The 19,575-nt window shown below is 72.3% G+C and carries 18 protein-coding genes; 10 read left to right on the top strand and 8 right to left on the bottom strand.

Going from position 1 to position 19,575, the window contains the following annotated elements; translation table 11 throughout:
* Nucleotides 1-4: 4 nt before the first annotated feature.
* The gene (gene creB, locus ACFQ2D_RS12310) at nucleotides 5-679 is read right to left on the bottom strand and encodes a two-component system response regulator CreB (protein WP_280943897.1); all 675 of its coding nucleotides are present in this window, start codon (nucleotides 677-679) and stop codon (nucleotides 5-7) included.
* 157 nt (nucleotides 680-836) lie between these two features.
* On the opposite strand from creB, the gene ACFQ2D_RS12315 reads away from it, so the two are divergent.
* The 4 genes from ACFQ2D_RS12315 to ACFQ2D_RS12330 all read left to right on the top strand — a co-directional run bounded on the left by ACFQ2D_RS12315 (nucleotide 837) and on the right by ACFQ2D_RS12330 (nucleotide 6,399).
* Complete coding sequence (locus ACFQ2D_RS12315; RefSeq protein WP_280943898.1) at nucleotides 837-1,694, top strand: 23S rRNA (adenine(2030)-N(6))-methyltransferase RlmJ; 858 nt, start codon at nucleotides 837-839, stop codon at nucleotides 1,692-1,694.
* A 119-nt stretch (nucleotides 1,695-1,813) separates the two neighbouring features.
* Nucleotides 1,814-5,314 (top strand): transcription-repair coupling factor, encoded by a 3,501-nt coding sequence (gene mfd / locus ACFQ2D_RS12320; RefSeq protein WP_280943899.1) that lies wholly within the window; start codon nucleotides 1,814-1,816, stop codon nucleotides 5,312-5,314.
* Nucleotides 5,311-5,853, top strand: a complete 543-nt coding sequence (locus ACFQ2D_RS12325; protein ID WP_280943900.1) for a phosphoglycerate mutase family protein — start codon at nucleotides 5,311-5,313, stop codon at nucleotides 5,851-5,853. Before mfd ends, ACFQ2D_RS12325 begins: the two co-directional genes overlap by 4 nt.
* A gap of 108 nt (nucleotides 5,854-5,961) precedes the next feature.
* On the top strand, nucleotides 5,962-6,399 hold the full coding sequence (locus tag ACFQ2D_RS12330) for a hypothetical protein (protein ID WP_280943901.1): 438 nt from the start codon (nucleotides 5,962-5,964) through the stop codon (nucleotides 6,397-6,399).
* A gap of 26 nt (nucleotides 6,400-6,425) precedes the next feature.
* Here the strand turns inward: ACFQ2D_RS12330 and ACFQ2D_RS12335 are convergent, their stop codons facing one another.
* From ACFQ2D_RS12335 to ACFQ2D_RS12360, 6 genes are all read right to left on the bottom strand, one after another.
* Nucleotides 6,426-6,872, bottom strand: coding sequence for a hypothetical protein (locus ACFQ2D_RS12335; RefSeq protein WP_280943902.1), 447 nt, complete (start codon nucleotides 6,870-6,872; stop codon nucleotides 6,426-6,428).
* Between the two features lie 255 nt (nucleotides 6,873-7,127).
* The gene (locus ACFQ2D_RS12340) at nucleotides 7,128-7,988 is read right to left on the bottom strand and encodes a pirin family protein (RefSeq protein ID WP_280943903.1); all 861 of its coding nucleotides are present in this window, start codon (nucleotides 7,986-7,988) and stop codon (nucleotides 7,128-7,130) included.
* Between the two features lie 122 nt (nucleotides 7,989-8,110).
* Nucleotides 8,111-10,246 (bottom strand): bifunctional 23S rRNA (guanine(2069)-N(7))-methyltransferase RlmK/23S rRNA (guanine(2445)-N(2))-methyltransferase RlmL, encoded by a 2,136-nt coding sequence (gene rlmKL, locus ACFQ2D_RS12345; protein ID WP_280943904.1) that lies wholly within the window; start codon nucleotides 10,244-10,246, stop codon nucleotides 8,111-8,113.
* A 77-nt stretch (nucleotides 10,247-10,323) separates the two neighbouring features.
* On the bottom strand, nucleotides 10,324-11,934 hold the full coding sequence (locus ACFQ2D_RS12350) for an ATP-binding cassette domain-containing protein (RefSeq protein WP_280943905.1): 1,611 nt from the start codon (nucleotides 11,932-11,934) through the stop codon (nucleotides 10,324-10,326).
* Between the two features lie 167 nt (nucleotides 11,935-12,101).
* Nucleotides 12,102-12,632 (bottom strand): hypothetical protein, encoded by a 531-nt coding sequence (locus tag ACFQ2D_RS12355; protein ID WP_280943906.1) that lies wholly within the window; start codon nucleotides 12,630-12,632, stop codon nucleotides 12,102-12,104.
* Complete coding sequence (locus ACFQ2D_RS12360; RefSeq protein ID WP_280943977.1) at nucleotides 12,629-13,123, bottom strand: MOSC domain-containing protein; 495 nt, start codon at nucleotides 13,121-13,123, stop codon at nucleotides 12,629-12,631. The genes ACFQ2D_RS12355 and ACFQ2D_RS12360 overlap by 4 nt, the downstream gene beginning before the upstream one ends.
* Nucleotides 13,124-13,151: 28 nt before the next feature.
* Here ACFQ2D_RS12360 and ACFQ2D_RS12365 point away from each other — a divergent pair, with 28 nt between their 5' ends.
* From ACFQ2D_RS12365 to ACFQ2D_RS12380, 4 genes are read left to right on the top strand one after another with little or no spacing between them, the layout of a single operon-like run.
* Nucleotides 13,152-13,724, top strand: a complete 573-nt coding sequence (locus tag ACFQ2D_RS12365) for an N-acetylmuramoyl-L-alanine amidase (RefSeq protein ID WP_280943907.1) — start codon at nucleotides 13,152-13,154, stop codon at nucleotides 13,722-13,724.
* 16 nt (nucleotides 13,725-13,740) lie between these two features.
* Nucleotides 13,741-14,664, top strand: coding sequence for an acyl-CoA thioesterase II (gene tesB, locus ACFQ2D_RS12370; protein ID WP_386795669.1), 924 nt, complete (start codon nucleotides 13,741-13,743; stop codon nucleotides 14,662-14,664).
* A gap of 42 nt (nucleotides 14,665-14,706) precedes the next feature.
* Nucleotides 14,707-15,522, top strand: coding sequence for a hypothetical protein (locus tag ACFQ2D_RS12375; RefSeq protein WP_280943909.1), 816 nt, complete (start codon nucleotides 14,707-14,709; stop codon nucleotides 15,520-15,522).
* Between the two features lie 55 nt (nucleotides 15,523-15,577).
* Nucleotides 15,578-16,714: an RNA polymerase sigma factor gene (locus tag ACFQ2D_RS12380; protein ID WP_280943910.1), complete on the top strand. Its 1,137-nt coding sequence runs from the start codon at nucleotides 15,578-15,580 to the stop codon at nucleotides 16,712-16,714.
* A gap of 56 nt (nucleotides 16,715-16,770) precedes the next feature.
* Here the strand turns inward: ACFQ2D_RS12380 and ACFQ2D_RS12385 are convergent, their stop codons facing one another.
* Nucleotides 16,771-17,451, bottom strand: coding sequence for an EF-hand domain-containing protein (locus ACFQ2D_RS12385; RefSeq protein WP_280943911.1), 681 nt, complete (start codon nucleotides 17,449-17,451; stop codon nucleotides 16,771-16,773).
* A gap of 154 nt (nucleotides 17,452-17,605) precedes the next feature.
* On the opposite strand from ACFQ2D_RS12385, the gene ACFQ2D_RS12390 reads away from it, so the two are divergent.
* Both ACFQ2D_RS12390 and ACFQ2D_RS12395 read left to right on the top strand, forming a co-directional pair.
* Nucleotides 17,606-18,328 (top strand): arginyltransferase, encoded by a 723-nt coding sequence (locus tag ACFQ2D_RS12390; RefSeq protein WP_280943912.1) that lies wholly within the window; start codon nucleotides 17,606-17,608, stop codon nucleotides 18,326-18,328.
* Nucleotides 18,325-19,566, top strand: coding sequence for an endonuclease/exonuclease/phosphatase family protein (locus ACFQ2D_RS12395; RefSeq protein WP_280943913.1), 1,242 nt, complete (start codon nucleotides 18,325-18,327; stop codon nucleotides 19,564-19,566). The genes ACFQ2D_RS12390 and ACFQ2D_RS12395 overlap by 4 nt, the downstream gene beginning before the upstream one ends.
* Nucleotides 19,567-19,575: the final 9 nt, after the last annotated feature.

Raw genomic sequence — 19,575 nt, forward strand, 5'->3', positions numbered from 1 at the left:
CGGCTCAGTCCACTGCCAGCGAGTAGCCGAGGCCACGGTGGGTGCGGATCGGCTCCGCTTCCGGGTCGATGGCGTGCAGCTTGGCGCGCAGGGTCTTGACGTGGGTGTCGATGGTGCGGTCGCCGCTTTCCAACGCATCGCCCCACACCCGGTCCATCAGCTGCGCACGGCTGAGCACGGCGCCCGGCCGCGCCAGCAGCGCCGCCAGCAGGCCGTATTCGTAGCGGGTGAGCTCGAGCAGGCGCCCGCGGTAACGGATGCGCATGCCGTCGGCGTCGTGGCTGAAATCGGCCGCGGCAGCGGTCTGGCCGGTGGCGCCTGCCTGCGCCCGCCGCAGCACCGCACGCACGCGCGCCACCAGCTCGCGCGGCGAGAACGGTTTGGGCACGTAGTCGTCGGCGCCCAGCTCGAAGCCCAGGATCCGGTCGGCTTCGTCCTGGCGCGCGGTGAGGAAGATTACCGGCAGGTCGCGGTGCTCGCGCAGGCGCCGGCACAGCGCGAACCCGCCGAGGTCGGGCAGGCCGACGTCGAGGATCGCCAGGTCGAAGCCGGACGTCGCGGCCTGCTCCAGCGCCTCGCCCGCGGTCAGGCAATGCGTCGCCTCGTAGCCTTCCTCGCGCAGCGCGTAGAGCACCGTGCCGGCGATGGCGGCTTCGTCTTCGACCAGGAGGATGCGCATGGAGCCGTGATTCGCGATTGGTGGTTGGTGGTTCGAAAACGCCGCCCCGCCGCTGCGGCCGGTGCTGACGCGGCGGGACCGTACCGGCATGATGGCATCCGACGCGAGGCATCAGTAGCCCAGCCTCTTCAAATCACCAACCACGAATCACGACCCCATGAACTACCGCCACGCCTTCCATGCCGGCAACCACGCCGACGTGCTCAAGCACACGGTGCTGCTCGCGCTGTGCGAGGCGCTGGTGGCCAAGCCCTCGGCCTGCTTCGCGCTCGACACCCATGCCGGCCGCGGCCTCTACCGGCTGGACGGGGACGACGCGCGGCGCACCGGCGAAGCCGAGGCCGGGATCGGGGCGGTGCTCGCGCGCGGGACCGATCCGGTCCTGGCGCCCTACCGCGCCGCCGTCGACGCCTGCCGCGCCGCCCATGGCGAGGGCGCCTATCCCGGCTCGCCCTGGCTGCTGGCGCATGCGCTGCGCGGACAGGACCGCATCGCCTGCTGCGAACTGCAGCCCGAGGAAGCGGCCGCGCTGCGCCGCAGCTTCGCCGAGGACGCGCGGGTGGGCGTGCACCAGCGCGACGGCTATGCCGCCATCGACGCCCTGCTGCCGCCGCGCGCGGGCACCAGCCGATTCGGCCGCGGCCTGGTGCTGGTGGACCCGCCGTACGAGGCGCAGCGCGCGGAATTCGAGCCGATCCTGGCATCGCTGCGCTCCGGGCTGCTGCGCTGGCCGCAGGGCATGTTCGTGCTGTGGTACCCGGTCAAGCAGCGCGCCACCTTGCAGCCGTTCCTGCGCCGCGCCGCGCACCTGCCGGCGAAATCGGTGCTGGTGGCCGAACTGATGGTGCGTCCAGAGGAATCGGCCCTGCGCATGAACGGCAGCGGCCTGCTGCTGTGCAACCCGCCCTGGCGGTTCGAGCAGGTCCTGCAGGGGCTGCTGCCCGCGCTGCAGGGCGTGCTGGCGCCGGCGGGCGGCGCGCACCGCCTGCAGTGGCTGCGCCAGGACGCCGCCTGAGCCGCGCCCGCGCCTGAGGCGCCCTCGCATGGCGCTCGCGCGGCCAAGGTAAAATCGCGCCTTTCGCACGCTGGCAACGCTGTTGCCGGCGCGGTCGTGCTTTTCCGGATCCCGTGCCAATGCCCCAGGACACCGCCCCCGCCCTCCTGCCGCGCGCCGGCCAGCCCCGCGCCTGGTGGCGTGCGCCGGCCAGCCGCAGCGCGCTGGCCTGGCACGCTGCCCGCGCCGCGCGCGCGCAGTCCGCGCCGCTGCTGCTGATCGCGCGGGACAACCACGCCGCCCACCAGCTCGAGTCGGACCTGCACACCCTGCTGGGCGAAGACGCGGCCCTGCCGGTGGTCCCCTTCCCCGACTGGGAAACCCTGCCCTGGGACCGCTTCAGCCCGCATCCGGACATCATTTCGCAGCGCCTGGCCACCCTGCTGCGCCTGCCCTCGCTGCGCCGCCAGGCGATCGTGATCGTGCCGGTGCAGACCCTGCTGCAGCGCCTGCCGCCGCTGCGCCATGCGGTGGGCAGCGCGTTCGACGTGCGCGTCGGCCAGACCCTGGACCTGGAGGCCGAGAAGCGCCGCCTCGACGGCGCCGGCTACCGCAACGTGCCGCAGGTGTTCGACCCGGGCGAGTTCGCCGTGCGCGGCGGGCTGCTGGACGTCTATCCGATGGGCGCTTCCGAGCCCTACCGCATCGAACTGCTGGACGACAGCATCGAGACCATCCGCGCCTTCGACCCGGAAACCCAGCGCTCGCTCGACCGCGTGGACGCGGTGCGCATGCTGCCCGGGCGCGAAGTGCCGACCGATCCCGACGCGCTCGGCGACGCGCTGGACGCGCTGCGCGAGCGTTTCGACGTCGATGCGCGGCGCAGCGCGCTGATGCAGGACCTGCGCGCCGGGATCGCGCCGGCCGGCATCGAGTACTACCTGCCGCTGTTCTTCAAGGACACCGCCACCCTGTTCGACTACCTGGCGCCCGGCTACCTGCCGCTGGTCGACGAGGGTGCGCTGGAGGCGGCCGACCATTTCTGGAAGCAGGCCGGCGAGCGCTACGAACAGCTGCGCCACGACATCGAGCGCCCGATCCTGCCGCCGGGCGAGCTGTGGATGTCGCCCGAGGCGCTGCGCGAACGGCTCAATGCCGGCCAGCGCATCGAGATCTGCCCGGCCGCGCATCCTCGCCACGCCCAGGCCACCGCCCTGGGCGACCAGCCCGCCCCCTCGCTGCCGCTGGCGCTGCGCGACAGCGAGCCCGGCACCGCGCTGCGCGGCTTCCTGGCGAGCTATGGAGGACGCGTGCTGGTGGCGGCCGATTCCGCGGGCCGCCGCGAGGCGCTGCTGGAGATGCTCGACGCGGCCGGGCTGAAGCCCGCGGTGGCGGCGACGTTCGCCGACTTCGCGCGGCAGGAGCAGCGCTTCGCCATCGCCGTGGCGCCGCTGGACGACGGCTTCGCGCTCGATCCCGAGGCTTCGGGCGCCGGACCGCTGGCCATCCTCACCGAGCGCCAGCTGTTCCCCGAGCGCGCTTCGCAGCCGCGCCGCCGCAAGCGCGCCGGCCGCGAGCCCGAGGCCATCATCCGCGACCTCGGCGAACTCAGCGAGGGCGCGCCGATCGTGCACGAGGACCACGGCGTCGGTCGCTACCGCGGCCTGGTGACGCTGGAGGCCGGCGGCCAGCCCGGCGAATACCTCGACATCGAATACGCCAAGGGCGACCGGCTGTACGTGCCGGTCGCGCAGCTGCACCTGGTCAGCCGCTACTCCGGCGCCTCGCCCGAAACCGCGCCGCTGCACAACCTCGGCGGCGAGCAGTGGACCAAGGCCAAGCGCAAGGCGCAGGAGAAGGTACGCGACGTCGCCGCCGAACTGCTCGAGATCCAGGCCAAGCGGCAGGCGCGCGCCGGCCTGGCGCTGCAGGTCGACCGCGCGATGTACGAGCCCTTCGCCGCCGCCTTCCCGTTCGAGGAAACGCCCGACCAGCACGCCGCGATCGAGGCGGTGATCCGCGACCTCGGCTCCAGCCAGCCGATGGACCGCGTGGTCTGCGGCGACGTCGGCTTCGGCAAGACCGAGGTCGCGGTACGCGCGGCCTTCGTCGCCGCGGCGGCGGGCAAGCAGGTGGCGGTGCTGGTGCCGACCACCCTGCTGGCCGAGCAGCACTACCGCAACTTCCGCGACCGCTTCGCCGACTGGCCGCTCAAGGTCGAGGTGCTGTCGCGCTTCAAGAGCACCAAGGAGATCAAGGCCGAGATCGACAAGATCGCGGAAGGCACGATCGACGTGATCGTCGGCACCCACCGCCTTCTGCAGAAGGACGTGCGCTTCAAGGACCTGGGCCTGGTGATCGTCGACGAGGAGCAGCGCTTCGGCGTGCGCCAGAAGGAGGCGCTCAAGGCGCTGCGCGCCAACGTGCACCTGCTTACCCTCACCGCCACGCCGATCCCGCGCACGCTCAACATGGCCATGGCCGGGCTGCGCGACCTGTCGATCATCGCCACCCCGCCCGCGCACCGCCTCGCCGTGCAGACCTTCGTCCACGCCTGGGACGACGCGATGCTGCGCGAGGCTTTCCAGCGCGAGCTGGCGCGCGGCGGCCAGGTGTATTTCCTGCACAACGACGTGGAGAGCATCGGACGCATGCAGCGCCAGCTGCAGGAGCTGGTCCCCGACGCGCGCATCGGCATCGCCCACGGCCAGATGCCCGAGCGCGAGCTGGAGCGGGTGATGCTCGATTTCCACAAGCAGCGCTTCAACGTGCTGCTGTGCTCGACCATCATCGAGTCGGGCATCGACATCCCCAACGCCAACACCATCATTATCAACCGCGCCGACAAGTTCGGCCTGGCCCAGCTGCACCAGCTGCGCGGTCGCGTCGGCCGTTCGCACCATCGCGCCTACGCCTACCTGGTGGTGCCCGACCAGCGCTCGATCACGTCCGACGCGCAGAAGCGCCTCGATGCCATCGCCTCGATGGACGAACTCGGCGCCGGCTTCACCCTGGCCACGCACGACCTCGAGATCCGCGGCGCAGGCGAACTGCTGGGCGAGGACCAGAGCGGGCAGATGGCCGAGGTCGGCTTCAGCCTCTACACCGAACTGCTCGAGCGCGCGGTGCGCAGCATCCGCCAGGGCAAGCTGCCGGACGTGGACGAGCCGGCCTATCGCGGTGCCGAGGTCGAGCTGCACGTGCCCGCGCTGATCCCCGAGGACTACCTGCCCGACGTGCACACCCGCCTGACCCTGTACAAGCGCATCAGTTCGGCGCGCGACAGCGAGGCGCTGCGCGAACTGCAGGTGGAGATGATCGACCGCTTCGGCCTGCTGCCCGATCCGGCAAAGCATCTGTTCGCGATCGCCGAGCTCAAGCTGCAGGCGACCGCGCTCGGCATCCGCAAGATCGACCTGGGCGAATCCGGCGGGCGCCTTCAGTTCACCGAGAAGCCGGCGATCGACCCGATGGGCGTCATCCGCCTGATCCAGGGCCAGCCGAAGCACTACCGCATGGACGGCCCGGACAAGTTGCGCATCAGCCTGGTGCTGCCAGACTTCGACACGCGCCTCAAGGCCGCGCGCGGCATGCTGGTGGCGCTCGGGCCCACCGGCCAATCCACGGGAGCCACGCGATGAGCCGCCTTCGATCCAGCGCCGCGTTGATGCGTGCCACCATCCTCCTGGGTGCGATCCTGGCGCTGGCCGCCTGCGCGGGCACGCCCGGTGCGCAGGCGGAGGCGGCCGACGGCACGGTGTTCGTGGTGGTGCGACATGGCGAAAAGGCCGACGCCGGCCATGATCCCGCGCTGAGCGAGGCCGGACTGGCGCGCGCGGACCGCCTAGCCGGCCTGCTGGCCAATGCTCCGCTGGTGGCGGTCTACAGCACCGACCTGCGGCGTACCCGCCAGACCGTGGGCCCGACCGCCATCGCGCACGGACTCGAGGTGCGGGTCTACGAGCCGCGCGAGCCGGCCGCGGATCTCGTCGCGCGCCTGCGCGCGGAGCACGGCACGGGCACGGTGCTGGTCGCCGGCCACAGCAATACCGTGCCGGACATCGTCGCGGCCCTGTGCGCCTGCGAGGTCGCCGCCATGCCCGAAACCGAATTCGACCGGTTCAGCACCGTGCGCATCGGCGCCGATGGCCGGCCGCGGCTGGAGGTCGGCCGCTACTGACCGGGACCGCGGCACCGCGACAAATCGGGACGCGGATCACCATTGGTGCATTGCATCATGCCGCTATGCATGGCATGGTCCGGCGGTCTACCTTGCATGGACAGCCCGATGATCAAGCGCTGGATTCCGCTCGCCATCCTGCTCCTGCCGCTGCAGGCCCTCGCCCAGTCCGGCGCGTGTCCGCAGCTGCCGCCGGCCGAAGGCCTGTCCTGGGAGGTCTCCGAAGGCCCCGGATTCCTGTATTGCCGGGCCATGCGCGAAGCGGACGGCAGCCAGGCGTTCTCGGTCATGCTGCGCGACCAGTCGCCCATGCGCGAGCGCATCTCCCTGCGCGAGGAGCGCGGCACGATCGACGGCCATGAGATCCGCTGGTATCGCGGCGACGTGACGACTTCCAACGCGCTGGTACGCGAGACGGCGGTCGAGCTCGACGACGACCTGGTCGCGCACATCGTGCTGCGCGCCGTCTCCCAGCAGCAGCTGGACGAAAGCCGCCGGCTGGCCGAAGGACTGCGCTTCGCCGATACCCGGATCGGCAGCCACTGACCCGTCGCAATCCGTCGCGGCGGCGCTCAATCGCCGCCGACGGCGGTCGCGTTGAACCGCAGGGCTTCCGCCAGCTGCCGGTTGCGCGCCAGCTGTTCCTCCGAATCGGCGCGCACCACGATATGGGCGTTGCTGCGCCGGCCCAGTTCCACCAGCGTCTCGCGCACGTGCACGTCGCGGCGCGTGGCCACGTCGCCGCGATACCAGCGCACCCGGTGACCGTCGATCACCCCGTCCCTCTCGCGCAACGCGCGATCGGCGCGGAACACGGGGTCGGGGCCGATCAGCACCGAGAACGCCTGGATGCCATCGGCCTGGCGGATCGCCTTGCAGAAGACGAAATCGGGGCCGTTCACCACGTCCCAGCCCAGCGCCGCGCCGGCGGGGAGTTCGGGGCAGTTCTCTTCGGCCGACTGCGCGGACGCCTGGCCCGACCACAGCAGGGCGGCCAACAGCAGGAATATCGTTCTCATCGGAAATGCTCCATGTAGCGAAGGGACCACGTGGTCTCAGTCCTGCATGGGGGATGTGCCGTACCGCGACAGCTCCGTGGGATGCCACCGATCTGCTTGGGGGGGCGAAATCCGTTTCCGCGCCCCTACTATACCCACGCGCTCCCGGAACGCCTGCTGCAGTGCCGCACGTCGCGGGAGTCGTCTCCCGGCGCGGGCCGGCCGATGAAAAAGCCGGGCAAAGCCCGGCTTTTCCAACGCACGCTGGCGCTCGGTTCAGAAGCGGCCTTCCTGGTAGTCGACGAACGCCTGCATGATTTCCTGCCTGGTGTTCATCACGAACGGACCATGGCGCGCCACCGGCTCGCGCAGCGGCCGTCCGGCGACCAGGATCAGCCGCGCCCCGGCCCCGTCGGCCCGCAGCCGCAGCACGTCGCCGCCGCCCAGCACCGCCATCTCCTGCGCGGACAGCTCGCGGGCGTCCTCGCCCTCGCCCAGCCACGCGGCGCCCTCGAAGGCGTAGGCGAAGGCGTTGTGCCCGGTGGGCAGCGCATAGAGCCATTCGGCGCCCGCCTCCAGCGCGATGTCGAGGTAGAGCGGCTCGGTGGCCGGCTGCGAGATCGGACCGCGCACGCCATCCACGTCGCCGGCGATGACCTTGACCGTGACACCGGCTGCCGGCGCCACCACCGGCAGCTCCGCAGGGGGGAATTCCTGGTAGCGGGGGTCGGTCATCTTCTCCTTCGCCGGCAGGTTCACCCACAGCTGGAAACCGCGCATGCGGCCTTCCTCCTGCTCGGGCATCTCCGAGTGGACCAGGCCGCGGCCGGCGGTCATCCACTGCACGCTGCCCGGCACCAGCAGGCCCTCGTTGCCATGGTTGTCCTTGTGGCGCATGCGGCCGTCCAGCATGTAGGTCACGGTCTCGAAGCCGCGATGCGGATGGCTGGGGAAGCCGGCCAGGTAATCCTCGGACCGGTCGGTGCCGAACTCGTCGAGCAGCAGGAACGGATCGAGCTCCGGCAGCTCGGCGCCGCCGATGACGCGGGTCAGCTTGACTCCCGCCCCGTCGGACGCGGGCGTGCCGCGGACCTTGCGGGCGATGCGGGCGTAACGGATGGGATCGATGGTGCTCATGGGCGGCGCCCTCTGTGGACTGGCGCCACTATGCACCCGTTTTCGCGCGCTATTATGATCACCTACAGAACAATCACTACCAATAATGAATCATCGTTCCATTAAGATACTCCCCGGCAGACTCATGCACGCGCCCGCAGCCGCCACGTGCGGTGGATGCGCGGGTTGCGCGCGAAGTCCGGCGGCACGGTGGCCGGGCTGATGTCCTCGATTTCGGCGAAGGCCGCCACCGCCTCCGTGTCGAGCCGGAAACGCCGGAAATTGTTCGAGAAATACAGCACGCCGCCGTAGGACAACCGCGCCACCGCCAGCCGCAGCAGCTCCACGTGCGAGCGCTGCACGTCGAAATCTTCGGCGCGCGCGGAATTGGAGAAGGTCGGCGGGTCGCAGAACACCAGGTCGTACTCGCCGCGGTCGGCGCGCAGCCAGGCCATGGCGTCGGCCTGGGCGATGCGGTGTCGGATGCCGCCGATCGCGTTCTCGCGCAGGTTGTCGGCCAGCCATTCGAGGTAGGTGGCCGACAGGTCCACGCTGGTGGTCTGCGCCGCGCCACCCACCGCCGCCTGCACCGTCGCGGCGCCGGTGTAGCAGAACAGGTTGAGGAAACGCTTGTCGCGCGCCTCTTCCGCGATCGCCAGGCGCAGCGGGCGATGGTCGAGGAACAGCCCGGTGTCGAGGTAGTCGAACAGGTTCGCGCGCAGGCGCGCAGCGCCCTCGCGCACGGTGAGGAACTCGCCGCGATGCGCGAAGTGGCCGTACTTGCTGCCGCCCTTGCCCCTGGCGCGCGTCTTCACCGCGATGCGCTCGCGCGGCACTTCCAGCGCCTCGGCGGCGCCGGCCAGCAGTTCGCCGAAGCGCTTGCGGGTCACCGTCTCGGGGATCTCGGTCGGGGCTGCGTACTCCTGCACGTGCAGCCAGCGCGTGCCGGTGTCGGCCTCGGCATAGACGTCGACCGCGGCGGCGTATTCGGGGATGTCGGCATCGTAGGCGCGGAAGCACTCGACGCCTTCGCGGGCCCGCCACGCCTTCGAGGCCCTGAGCGTCTTGCGCAGCCGGTTGGCGACCATGCGCGCGCCTTCCGACAGTTCGCGCGCCCCGTCCTGCGCACGCGCGGACGGGCGCACCGGATCGCAGACGATCAGGGTGCATTCGAGCGCGCCGTTGAACAGCTGGTAGCTCTTCTTCGCCCGCAGGCCGCTGGCGAAGGCGAGCTCGCGGTCGCCGCACAGCAGGCTGGCGCGCCAGTCGGGCACCGCCCGGGACAGCGCGCTTCCGAGGCTGCGGTACAGCGCAGGATCGGCGGCCAGGCGCGCGTCGTAGGGCGGATTGCAGACCACCAGCCCGCGTGGGACGGATTGGACCGCCAGGTCGGCGATATCCCCGACCTGGAAGTCGATGGCATCGCGCAGGCCCGCGGCCGTGGCGTTCTCGCGGGCGTTGCGGATCGCCTGCGGATCGAGGTCGCGGCCCGCGAACACCGGCCGCAGCGCCGTGCGCCCGGCGCGCTCGCGCGCGCTCGCCCCGGCCACCAGCGCCTCCCAGCAGGCGAGGTCGAACCCGCGCCAGCGGCTCGGCGCGCGCCCGCCATGGCGCAGCAGGCCGGGCGCCACGTCGGCGGCCATCAGCGCGCCTTCGATCAGCAGGGTGCCGCTGCCGCACATCGGGTCCAGCAGGCCGCCGCCCTCGGCGTACAGCGCCGGCCAGCCGCCGCGCAGCAGCAGCGCCGCGGCGAGATTCTCCTTGAGCGGCGCATCGCCCTGCGCGCGCCGCCAGCCGCGGCGATGCAGGGGGCCGCCGCCCAGGTCCACCGACACGATCGCGCGGCCCTTGCGCACCACCAGGTTCAGGCGCAGGTCCGGCGATTCCACGTCCACGTCGGGGCGCGCCCCGCTGGCCTCGCGCAGCACGTCGACCACCGCGTCCTTGAGCCGCTGCGCCGCATAGCGCGCATGGGTGATCGCGCTGCCGGACACATGCGCGTCCACCGCCAGGGTCATCGCGGCATCCAGGTGGGCGGTCCAGTCCAGCGCGCGCGCGCCGGCGTAGAGCGCGTGTTCGTCGGCGCAGTCGTAGTCGGCCAGCGGCCACAGCACCCGGCTGGCCAGGCGCGACCACAGCACGGCGCGCTGGGCGTCGGCCAGGGAGCCTTCGGCGTTGACCCCGGCCACGGTCGCGGTGGCCTGCGCGCAGCCGAGGGCCAGCAGCTCGTCCACGAGCAGGTACTCGAGGCCTTTGGCGCACGAAACGAAGAACTTCAAGGGATTTCCTGCAGCTGCGGCGTCAGGCGCCGTCGATGGGACATTCTGCCGCATGGGACCTGCGGCCACATCCGCGATCACCAGGGCACGAGCCGCCACGGCGTCGTGCCGGTATCGATCCGATGCTCCAGACCGGCGTTCTCCAGCAGCCGCCGGTCGTGCGAGACCAGCACCAGCCCGCCCCGGTACTGGCGCAGCATCCGTTCCAGCGTCTCCAGCGCATCGAGATCCAGATGGTTGCCCGGCTCGTCGAGCAGCAGCAGGTCCGGCGGCGCCTGCGCATGGAGCACGCAGGCCAGCGCGGCCCTGACCCGTTCGCCGCCGCTCAGCCGTGCGCACGGCGTCCGCGCCAGGTCTGCATCCAGGCCCAGCAGCGCCAGCCGCCCGCGCGCCTCCGGCTCCGGCAACGACGGGTTGGCGGCGCGCAGGTGCTCGAGCGGCGACCGCGCCGGATCCAGTCCGTCGAGCTGCTGGTCGAACAGCGCGACCCGTCCGGCCACCACGATACGTCCGCTTGCGGGCGCCTCGCGTCCGGCCAGCGCGCGCAGCAGGCTCGACTTGCCGCTGCCGTTGGGACCGACCACGCCGATCCGGTGGCGCGCATCCAGCACCAGCTCCAGCCCGGCATGCGTGGCCGGGACATGCGCCAGCACCGCCTGCGCGCAGCGGACCACCACCCTGCGGCTGTCCGAGGCGGTGTCGACAGGCATCGCCAGCGCGGGCGCCGTATCCACCGCGGCCGCAGCCTCGCGCAGCGCCGCGTGCGATTGCGCGCGCAGCGATGCCGACCGGAGCTCGAGCCGGCCCAGGCTGGCCTGGCTGCGCGCCCGGGCCAGGCCGAGCAGGATCGGCGCCTGGTTGGCCTGCTTCGCCGCGCGAGCGGCGCGCGCCTGGCGCCGCTGCTGCCGCTCGCGCTGCAGCTGCTGTTGCGCCTGCAGCCGCCGGTGCGCGGCCCGGGCCTGGTCCAGCGCCGCCTCGGACGCCGCCCGTTCCGCGGCGCGCTGGCGCGCGTAGAAGGCATGGTTGCCGCCATAGCTGCGCAGGCCGGAGGGCGACAGTTCGAGGATGCGATGCATGCCGTCGAGCAGGTCGCGGTCGTGGCTGACCAGCAGCAGGCCGCGGCGCCATTCGCGCAAGCGCTGGCCGAGCGCGGCGCGCTGCGCGAGGTCGAGGTGGTTGCCGGGTTCGTCGAGCACCAGCAGGTCGGCATCCGACAGCCACGCGCCGGCCAGCGCCACGCGCATGGCCTCGCCGCCGCTGAGCGTGGCCGCGGGCCGCGCCGGGTCCAGTCCCGCCAGGCCCGCCTGCGCCAGGGCCTGGGCGAGCTGCTCGCGCAGCGTCCAGCGTTCGCCCAGCCGCTCGAAATCCAGCGGATCGGCGCTGCCTGCCTCGATCCGCGCGAGCGCCGCCAGCGCTTCCGCGCAGCCCATCAGCCCGGCCACGCTCTGCCCGGGTGGGATCCGCACCTGCTGTGGCAGGTAGTGCACGCGTGCATCGCCCTCGCGGCGTCCCGCCGTCGGCTGCAGGCGACCGGCGACGATCTTCGCGAGCACGCTCTTGCCCACGCCGTTGCGGCCGACCAGGCCGGTGGGCACGTCGTCGAGGACGAGATCGAGGGACTGGAACAGGATCCTGCCGTCGGGCAGGACGAACGACAGCGCGTTCAATGCGAGCCGGGAACCGGCCATGCGCACCTCCACGATGAATGCCTGACGCCCGCGGTCCTGGGACGGCGGGAACCTGGCCGTCCGGCGGACGGCGGCACTCAGTGGCGCATGGGCGTGGAACTCCTCCGGATCAGGCGCGCATCCTAGCGCGGCGCGCGTCTGCCAGGCGGGCTGCGCCCCGCCGGCGGTCAGACGCGGGACAGGAGCGCGCGGAACGCGTCGGCCGACGCCTCGACGCTGCCCGCGAGGCGGTGCGCATCGTCGACCAGCAGCAGGGTGGCGCTGCGGCAGGCGGCCCAGCGCACCACTTCGTCGGCGGCGATCAGCTCGTCGTGCCAGCCGTGCACGATGCTGGTCGGCACCTCGGCACCCTGCAGCGGCGGCGCCTCGCCCATGCGCACCGGCGGCGCCATCAGGAACAGCGCGCGCACCGGCACGCGCAGCGAGACCTGGCCGGAAATCCATGCGCCCAGGCTCGATCCCGCCAGCACCAGCGGCCCGCGCGCGGCGGCCGCCGCGGCCAGTCCGGCCAGCCGCTCCACCCGCGCCAGCACGTCGCCGACGCGGCTGACTTCGCGCCGCGCGTCGAGGTCCGTGTAGTCGGGCCGCTCGTGGCTCCAGCCGAGCCGCTCCGCCACTTCGGCCAGGGCCGTGACCTTGGTGGCGTCGGGTCCGCTTTCGAAGCCGTGCGAGAGGATGCAGTGCCCGCGCACGCTCATGCGGCCACCCACTCCACCCGATCGCCCAGGCGCAGCGTGCCGCCTTCCAGGATGCGCGCGCACAGCCCGCCCATGCCGCGCATCGCGTTGTAGCCGCCCTCGCCCAGCGCGGCCTCCATGCGCGAACAGGGATCGCAGCTGTCGGTCCCCTCGAGCAGCACCTCGCCGATGCGGAAGCGGTTGCCCCTGAGCGCGGCCAGCACGATCCCGGAGACCACCAGGTTGCGTCGCAGCGTCGCCGCCGCGACCGCCGCGTGGCCGGCGAGCGCGGCGATCGCGGGCAGATGCTCGGCCTGGATCAGGGTCACGCCGCGCTTGCCGCTGCCGCCGCCGTAACGGTCGCCCACCAGCCCGGCACCGGCCACCGCTTCGACCGCGTCCACCTCGCGCATCGGCACGTCGCGCGCGGGACGCAGGCCGATCCAGTCGACCGTTCCGGCGCGCGGGAACCTGGTCATGAGGCGGTGCAGGTCGGTTCCAGGCGGCGGCATTTTCATCGCGCAATGCTAGCATCGGCCGATGCCGCCACTCACCGACGACACGGGCATCGAACGCCATCACCTGCCCTATGTCGAGCGCCTCGGCGCGCGTCCGGTGGAGGCCGTCGAACTGGTGGTAATCCACTGCACCGAACTTCCCGACCTGGCCACCGCGCGCGAGTACGGGGAGCGCTTGCTGTATTCCGACAGCGGCACCGGCAACAGCGGGCACTGGTACATCGACCGCGACGGGCGCGTGGTCGAGTACGTGCCGGCCACCCGCATCGCGCACCACGTGCGCGGACGCAACGCCAGCTCGGTGGGCATCGAACTGGTCAACCGCGGACGCTGGCCGCACTGGCTCGACGCCGGCCACCAGGCGATGGAAGAAGCCTATCCCGAGCCGCAGATCGCAGCGCTGCTCGGGCTGCTCGACCGGCTGCGCACCGCCCTGCCCGCGCTGGCCTGCATCGCCGGGCACGAGGACCTGGATACCGAACGGGTGCCGGCCACCGACGATCCGAGCGTGCTCGTGGCGCGCAAGCGCGATCCCGGCCCGCTGTTTCCCTGGCCGCGGGTTCTGGCGTCCTGCGGGCTGCGCCGCGTCCCCTGATGCCGCCGGCGCCGCGATGGCGGCCCGTATAATCCGGCGCATGACCTCCACCGTATCCGAACTGATCGAACTGCTGTCGCTGGAACGTCTGGAGGACGACCTGTTCCGTGGCCAGAGCCGCGACATCGGCACCAAGTACGTGTTCGGCGGCCAGGTGCTGGGCCAGGCGTTGTCCGCCGCCCAGGCGACGATGCCGGAGCCGCGCCCCGCGCATTCGTTGCATGCCTACTTCCTGCGCGCCGGCAACGTCGACGCCCCGATCGTCTACGAGGTCGACCGCACCCGCGACGGCGGCAGTTTCTCGGTGCGTCGCGTCACCGCGATCCAGCATGGCAAGGTGATCTTCTTCTGCGCGGCCTCCTTCCAGGAAACCGAGGCAGGCGCCGAACACCAGCCGCCGATGCCGCAGGTCCCCGCCCCCGAGGACATCCGCCCGCCGGAGCCGCCGCCGCCCGAGGTGCTGGCCACCCTGCCGAGCAAGGTGCGGCGCTGGCTCGACCGCTCCGGCCCGTTCGAATTCCGCCAGGTGCATCCGCGCAACGACCTGGAGCCGGCGCGGCAGCCTCCGTTCAACCACGTCTGGTTCCGGTTGTCCGAGCGCGTCGGCGACGGCGCCGAGCTGCACCGGGCGCTGTTGGCCTATGCCTCGGACTTCCACCTGCTCGGCACCGCCACCTTTCCGCACGGCATCAGCTACTACCAGCCGAACGTGCAGATGGCCTCGCTCGACCACGCGCTGTGGTTCCACCGTCCGTTCCGCGCGGACGAGTGGCTGCTGTACGCGATCGACAGCCCCAGCGCGCAGGGTGCGCGCGGACTGGCGCGCGGGCAGATCTTCTCGCGCGACGGCCGCCTGGTCGCGAGCACGGCGCAGGAAGGCATGATCCGCGTGGTGGACGCGCACGGCCGCGCTTCGTCCACGCCGGGGAACGCGCGATGACCGCGTGGCGCGCGCGCCGCGGCCACGAGGGCGCGCACTGACATGCGCCAGGTCTTCAGCAGCGCACGCATCGAGAACGTGCAGGCGGTGGCGAAGCTGCTCGCCGACGCGGGCATCGAGGTGCGGGTCGAGGATGGGCAGCGCTACCGGCGTTCGATCCGCGGCAGCTTCAGCTACCGCGACGGCGAGGGGACGGGCCCGCGTGCCGCGGTCTGGGTGGTGCGGTCGGACGACCAGCCGCGCGCCCGCCAGCTGCTGCACGAGGCGGGCCTGCTCGAGGCCACGCCCGCCAGCCCGTCGAGCTTCCTGCCATCGACCGGCCATGCCGCGCGCATGCGGGCACCCAGGCGCAGCTCCCGGCTGAGCCTGGGCCTGATCGTGGTGGCGGCGGTGGCCCTGGCGCTGTGGCTCAACCAGTTCCGCAACCCCGGCTGGGACCTGCCCGCTCCGCGCGCGGCCACCGAACCGGGCAGCGTCGCGCTCGATCCTTCGCTGCAGGCGGTCGCGACGGCCGATACGGTCCACCGCATCCCCACCCCGCCCGCCCTCGCGGCGACCCTGGCCGCGGCCGCGCTGGCGGAAACGCCCGGCGCGCCGCTGTGCCTGTCGGTCGACGGCGAGGACCCGGCCGAGGCCGCGCTGGCCGCCGCCCGCGAGGCCGGGCTGTCGCCCCATGCTGGCTCCGCCTGCCCTGCAGGCAATGACCGGCTGCGCGTGGCGGTGTCGGACTACCGCACCGACGGCTCCGGCGTGGGTACGGTCGCGCTGGAGACGGCCCGCGGGGATGCAGCGCCCACGACCCGCCGCATCGACGTCCGCCGCGAAGGCGACCACTGGCGCTTCTCCGACGCGCCCTGACGGTCACATCCGCCGTCCCGGCACGTCACGTCCACTGGCCACCCGACCACAGCGCATGTCCAACGACGCCATCGACCTGCTGATCAAGCGCGAACTGCCCGCCGCGGTGCGCGGCGACCGCGACGCCTACGGGCGCATCGTGGTCGCCAGCCAGAACGCGGTGACCGCCGTGGCCCTGGCCATCACCCGCGACGTGCCGGCCAGCGAGGACATCGCCCAGGAGGCCTTCCTGTCCGCCTGGCACCATCTCCCGCGGCTCAAGAACCCGTCGAGCTTCCTGCCCTGGCTGCGCCAGATCACCCGCAACCTGGCGCACGACCATCTGCGCGGTCGCCGCAACCGCATGCTCGACGGCGACGCGGCGGAACTGGCGATCCAGCACGCCGCCGACCCCGACGGCTGTCCGCTGCAGCAGGCGCTGGACGCCGAGCGCGACGCGGTCGCGGCCGACCTGATCTCCGAACTGCCCGAGGACAGCCGCGAAGCGCTGCTGCTTTACTACCGCGAGGGCCAGAGCTCCAAGCAGGTGGCGATGCTGCTGGGCCTGTCCGATGCGGCGGTGCGCAAGCGCCTGTCGCGCGCGCGCCAGAGCGTGCGCGAGGACCTGCTGGCGCGCTTCGGCGAGTTCGCGCGCAGCAGCGCGCCTTCGGCGGCGTTCGCGGTCGGCGTCACCGCCGCGCTGGGCATCAGCAAGCCGGCCGCGGCGGCCGGTCTGGGAATCGCCACCAAGTCGATCGCCGGCAGCCTGTTCGCGCGGTTCGCGCTGGGCATCGCCGGCGCCGCCGCGGGTGGCCTGCTCGGCGGCCTGGTCGCGGCCTGGTTCGCACGCGGCATCATCCTCGACTATGCCGCGGACGAGCACGAACGCAGCGCCCTGCTGCGCTTCTCGCGCCGCTATATCGGCCTGTCGCTGGCGATGATCGTGGCGATCATCGCCACCCACGCCCTGCTGCGCGACCCGGCCTCCACGTTCATCGCCATCTCCGTGGCGCTGCTGGCGATGAACTGGCAGCTGCTGGTGATCCTGCCCCGGCTCATGAACCCGCTGCTGGCGCGCGACGCGCGCCAGGACCCGGTCGGCGCCGGCCAGCGGATGCTGGCCTACCGGCTCACATGGGGCCGAACGGGCGTGCTGATGAGCAATATCGTGGTGATCGGCTCGCTGGTGATCGCGCACCTGCATTTGGCCTAGGCGCAAAAAAGCCCGCGTCCGAGGACGCGGGCCATGCAGTCCAGCATCGAGGCGCCTTAGCGCCGCTTCGGCTGCAGTTCCTCGCGGCTGAGGAAGCCGTCGCGGTTGTCGTCCATCCAGGCGAAGCGGCCGGCCATGCGCGGCATCTTCTCGTCTACCTCGACGCGGCTGAGCCTGCCGTCGCCGTTGAGATCGGCGGCGGCGAAACGCTCGTCGAAGCGTTTGCGCATCTGCGCCTCGCGCTGCGGACGCTGGCGCTCGTGCCAGTCGCGGATCTCCGCGCGCACCAGGTAGCCGTCGCCGTTGGCGTCGATGGCGTCGAAGTTCCGGACCAGCGGGCTGGTGCGGGCGGGGCGGCCTTCGCGGGCCGGCGCTGTGCCGGCTTCGAGTTCGGCGCGGCTCAGGCGGCCGTCGCCGTCCTTGTCGAGCCTGGCCGGGTCATGGACACCATGGCCACCGCGATGCTGCCAGCCACCCTTGCCGCCGTGCCGGGCGTGGCGGGCATGGCGCTGCGGGCGCTCGCTGGCGTCCAGGCGGCCGTCGCCATTGCGGTCGAGCTGGTCGAAACGCTCGGCCAGGCGCGGGAACTTCGCCGCTTCGGTGCGATCGACGACACCGTCGCCATTGGCGTCGAGCGTCGCGCGGGTGCCGCGCTGCGGCTGGGTGGGCTCGGCGGCGGTGGCGCCCGCGGCGATCACGGCCAGCGCCAGCGCGGTGAACAGGATGCGGTGCTTCATGTTGCGTGTCCTCGGTGATGCGGCTGCAGCGCCGCCGTGCATCCGTCAACGCGTCGCCTGCGCCTGCCGTTGACCCGGAGCCAGCCCGGTTCAGCGGGCAGATACATGGCCGCTCGCACCCGCTGCGACCGCGGCGCAGTATCCTCCCCGCGCAATGGGCGAGAACGACAACCTCCGGCTGTTCCACACCGGTGAGCATCCCTGCGGCTACTGGCCTGGACGGGTGGCGCGCGACCTGGTGTTCGATCCCAATGACGACCGCCTGGCCACGTTCTATCCGCAGGCCCTGCAGTGGGGCTTCCGCCGCTCCGGGGACATCGTCTACCGGCCGCATTGCGTGGGCTGCCGCGCCTGCGTCGCGGTGCGCATCCCGGTGGACGAGTTCCGGCCCGATCGCAGCCAGCGCCGCTGCCTGGCGCGCAACGCCTCGATCGAAGCGCGCGTGCTGCCGGCGCAGCGCAACGACGAGCGGCTCGCGCTGTACCGGCGCTACCTCTCCGCGCGCCACCCCGGTGGCGGCATGGACGGCCACGGCGCGCACGAGTTCGACCAGTTCCTGGTCGGCAGCTGGGCCACGACGCGCTTCCTCGAACTGCGCGAGGACGGACGCCTGCTGGCCGTGGCGGTGACCGACCTCGACGCGCAGGCGATGTCGGCGGTCTACACCTTCTATGATCCCGACCAGGCCGCGCGCGGCCTGGGCACGCTGGCGATCCTCAAGCAGATCGAGTGGGCGCTGCGCGAGCGCCGCCGCCACCTCTACCTCGGCTACTGGATCGCGGGACACGGCAAGATGGACTACAAGCGCAGGTTCCTTCCGCTGGAAGGCTTCGACGGACGCCAGTGGCGCCCCTTCGACACGATCGGTGCGGCATGACGTCGCGCCGGCCGATCGCCCTGGCGGCACTCGCGGCCCTGTCCGCACTCGTGGTGGCCGCTTGCGTGCGCGCCGATCTCCAGACCCCCGCGCCGCAACCCGGTAACCCGATGGCCGACTCCGTCCCGCTCCGCGTCGCCAGCTACAACGTCTCGCTCTACGACGAGGATGCCGGCGGGCTGGTCCAGCGCCTGGAGCTGGGCAACGCGCACGCGCGCCGCATCGCCGCGGTGCTGCAGAAGGTGCGACCGGACATCGTGCTGCTCAACGAGTTCGACTACGACCCGGAGGGACGCGCCGCCGACCTGTTCCAGCGCCGCTACCTCGAACAGGCGCAGGCCGAAGGCGGCGACGCGCTGCACTATCCCTACCGCTACCTCGCGCCGGTCAACACCGGCGTGCCCAGTGGACTGGACTTGGACGGCAACGGCAGCGTCGGCGGCGCCGGCCGCGAGCGCGGCAACGACGCCTGGGGCTACGGCCTGCACCCGGGCCAGTACGGAATGCTGGTGCTGTCGAAGCATCCGATCGACGCCGCGCGCGTCCGCAGCTTCCAGCTGCTGCGCTGGAGCACGATGCCCGGCGCGCGCCGCCCCGTGGATCCGGCCACCGGCGTCCCCTTCCATTCCGACGCGGTGTGGGAACAGCTGCGCCTGTCCTCGAAGTCGCACTGGGACGTGCCGGTGGCCACGCCGCTGGGCGAGGTGCACCTGCTGGCCGCGCATCCCACGCCGCCCGCCTTCGACGGGCCGGAGAAGCGCAACGTCGCGCGCAACCACGACGAGATCCGGCTCTGGCGCGAATACCTCACTCCGGCGCCCGGGCAGGACGCGTGGCTGTGCGACGACGCGGGCCGCTGCGGCGGCCTGGAGCAGGATGCGCGCTTCGTGATCCTGGGCGACCTCAACAGCGACCCGGTCGACGGGAATGGCGACCCGGCGGCGATCCGCTCGCTGATCGGGCATCCGCGCGTGCTGCGCCACGAACCACCGGCCAGCGAGGGCGCGGCGCTGGCCGCCGCCAGCGAACCGGGCAACGAAGGACACCGCGGCGTGCACGCGCACGACACCGGCCGTTTCGGGCCGCGCGTGGGCAACCTGCGCCTGGACTACGCCCTGCCCTCGGCGGGCTTCCGCCTGGCCGGTTCCGGCGTGTTCTGGCCGCCGCCGGACCATCCGGACGCGGCGATCGCCGCGGCCAGCGACCACCACCTGGTCTGGGTGGACCTGCTGGACTGAGGGCTGGCC

Origin of the sequence: Luteimonas composti, from assembly GCF_042678665.1 — a bacterium.
Taxonomy (GTDB): Bacteria; Pseudomonadota; Gammaproteobacteria; order Xanthomonadales; family Xanthomonadaceae; genus Luteimonas; species Luteimonas composti.

Coding starts and splice junctions, on each gene's coding strand:
- ACFQ2D_RS12385 (WP_280943911.1), bottom strand. CDS start 17,451: ATGAAGCACCGCATCCTGTTCACCGCGCTGGCGCTGGCCGTGATCGCC.
- ACFQ2D_RS12380 (WP_280943910.1), top strand. CDS start 15,578: ATGTCCAACGACGCCATCGACCTGCTGATCAAGCGCGAACTGCCCGCC.
- ACFQ2D_RS12365 (WP_280943907.1), top strand. CDS start 13,152: ATGCCGCCACTCACCGACGACACGGGCATCGAACGCCATCACCTGCCC.
- tesB (WP_386795669.1), top strand. CDS start 13,741: ATGGCGGCCCGTATAATCCGGCGCATGACCTCCACCGTATCCGAACTG.
- creB (WP_280943897.1), bottom strand. CDS start 679: ATGCGCATCCTCCTGGTCGAAGACGAAGCCGCCATCGCCGGCACGGTG.
- ACFQ2D_RS12335 (WP_280943902.1), bottom strand. CDS start 6,872: ATGAGAACGATATTCCTGCTGTTGGCCGCCCTGCTGTGGTCGGGCCAG.
- ACFQ2D_RS12375 (WP_280943909.1), top strand. CDS start 14,707: ATGCGCCAGGTCTTCAGCAGCGCACGCATCGAGAACGTGCAGGCGGTG.
- ACFQ2D_RS12325 (WP_280943900.1), top strand. CDS start 5,311: ATGAGCCGCCTTCGATCCAGCGCCGCGTTGATGCGTGCCACCATCCTC.
- ACFQ2D_RS12395 (WP_280943913.1), top strand. CDS start 18,325: ATGACGTCGCGCCGGCCGATCGCCCTGGCGGCACTCGCGGCCCTGTCC.
- ACFQ2D_RS12340 (WP_280943903.1), bottom strand. CDS start 7,988: ATGAGCACCATCGATCCCATCCGTTACGCCCGCATCGCCCGCAAGGTC.
- ACFQ2D_RS12355 (WP_280943906.1), bottom strand. CDS start 12,632: ATGAGCGTGCGCGGGCACTGCATCCTCTCGCACGGCTTCGAAAGCGGA.
- ACFQ2D_RS12390 (WP_280943912.1), top strand. CDS start 17,606: ATGGGCGAGAACGACAACCTCCGGCTGTTCCACACCGGTGAGCATCCC.
- ACFQ2D_RS12315 (WP_280943898.1), top strand. CDS start 837: ATGAACTACCGCCACGCCTTCCATGCCGGCAACCACGCCGACGTGCTC.
- ACFQ2D_RS12350 (WP_280943905.1), bottom strand. CDS start 11,934: ATGGCCGGTTCCCGGCTCGCATTGAACGCGCTGTCGTTCGTCCTGCCC.
- mfd (WP_280943899.1), top strand. CDS start 1,814: ATGCCCCAGGACACCGCCCCCGCCCTCCTGCCGCGCGCCGGCCAGCCC.
- ACFQ2D_RS12330 (WP_280943901.1), top strand. CDS start 5,962: ATGATCAAGCGCTGGATTCCGCTCGCCATCCTGCTCCTGCCGCTGCAG.
- ACFQ2D_RS12360 (WP_280943977.1), bottom strand. CDS start 13,123: ATGCCGCCGCCTGGAACCGACCTGCACCGCCTCATGACCAGGTTCCCG.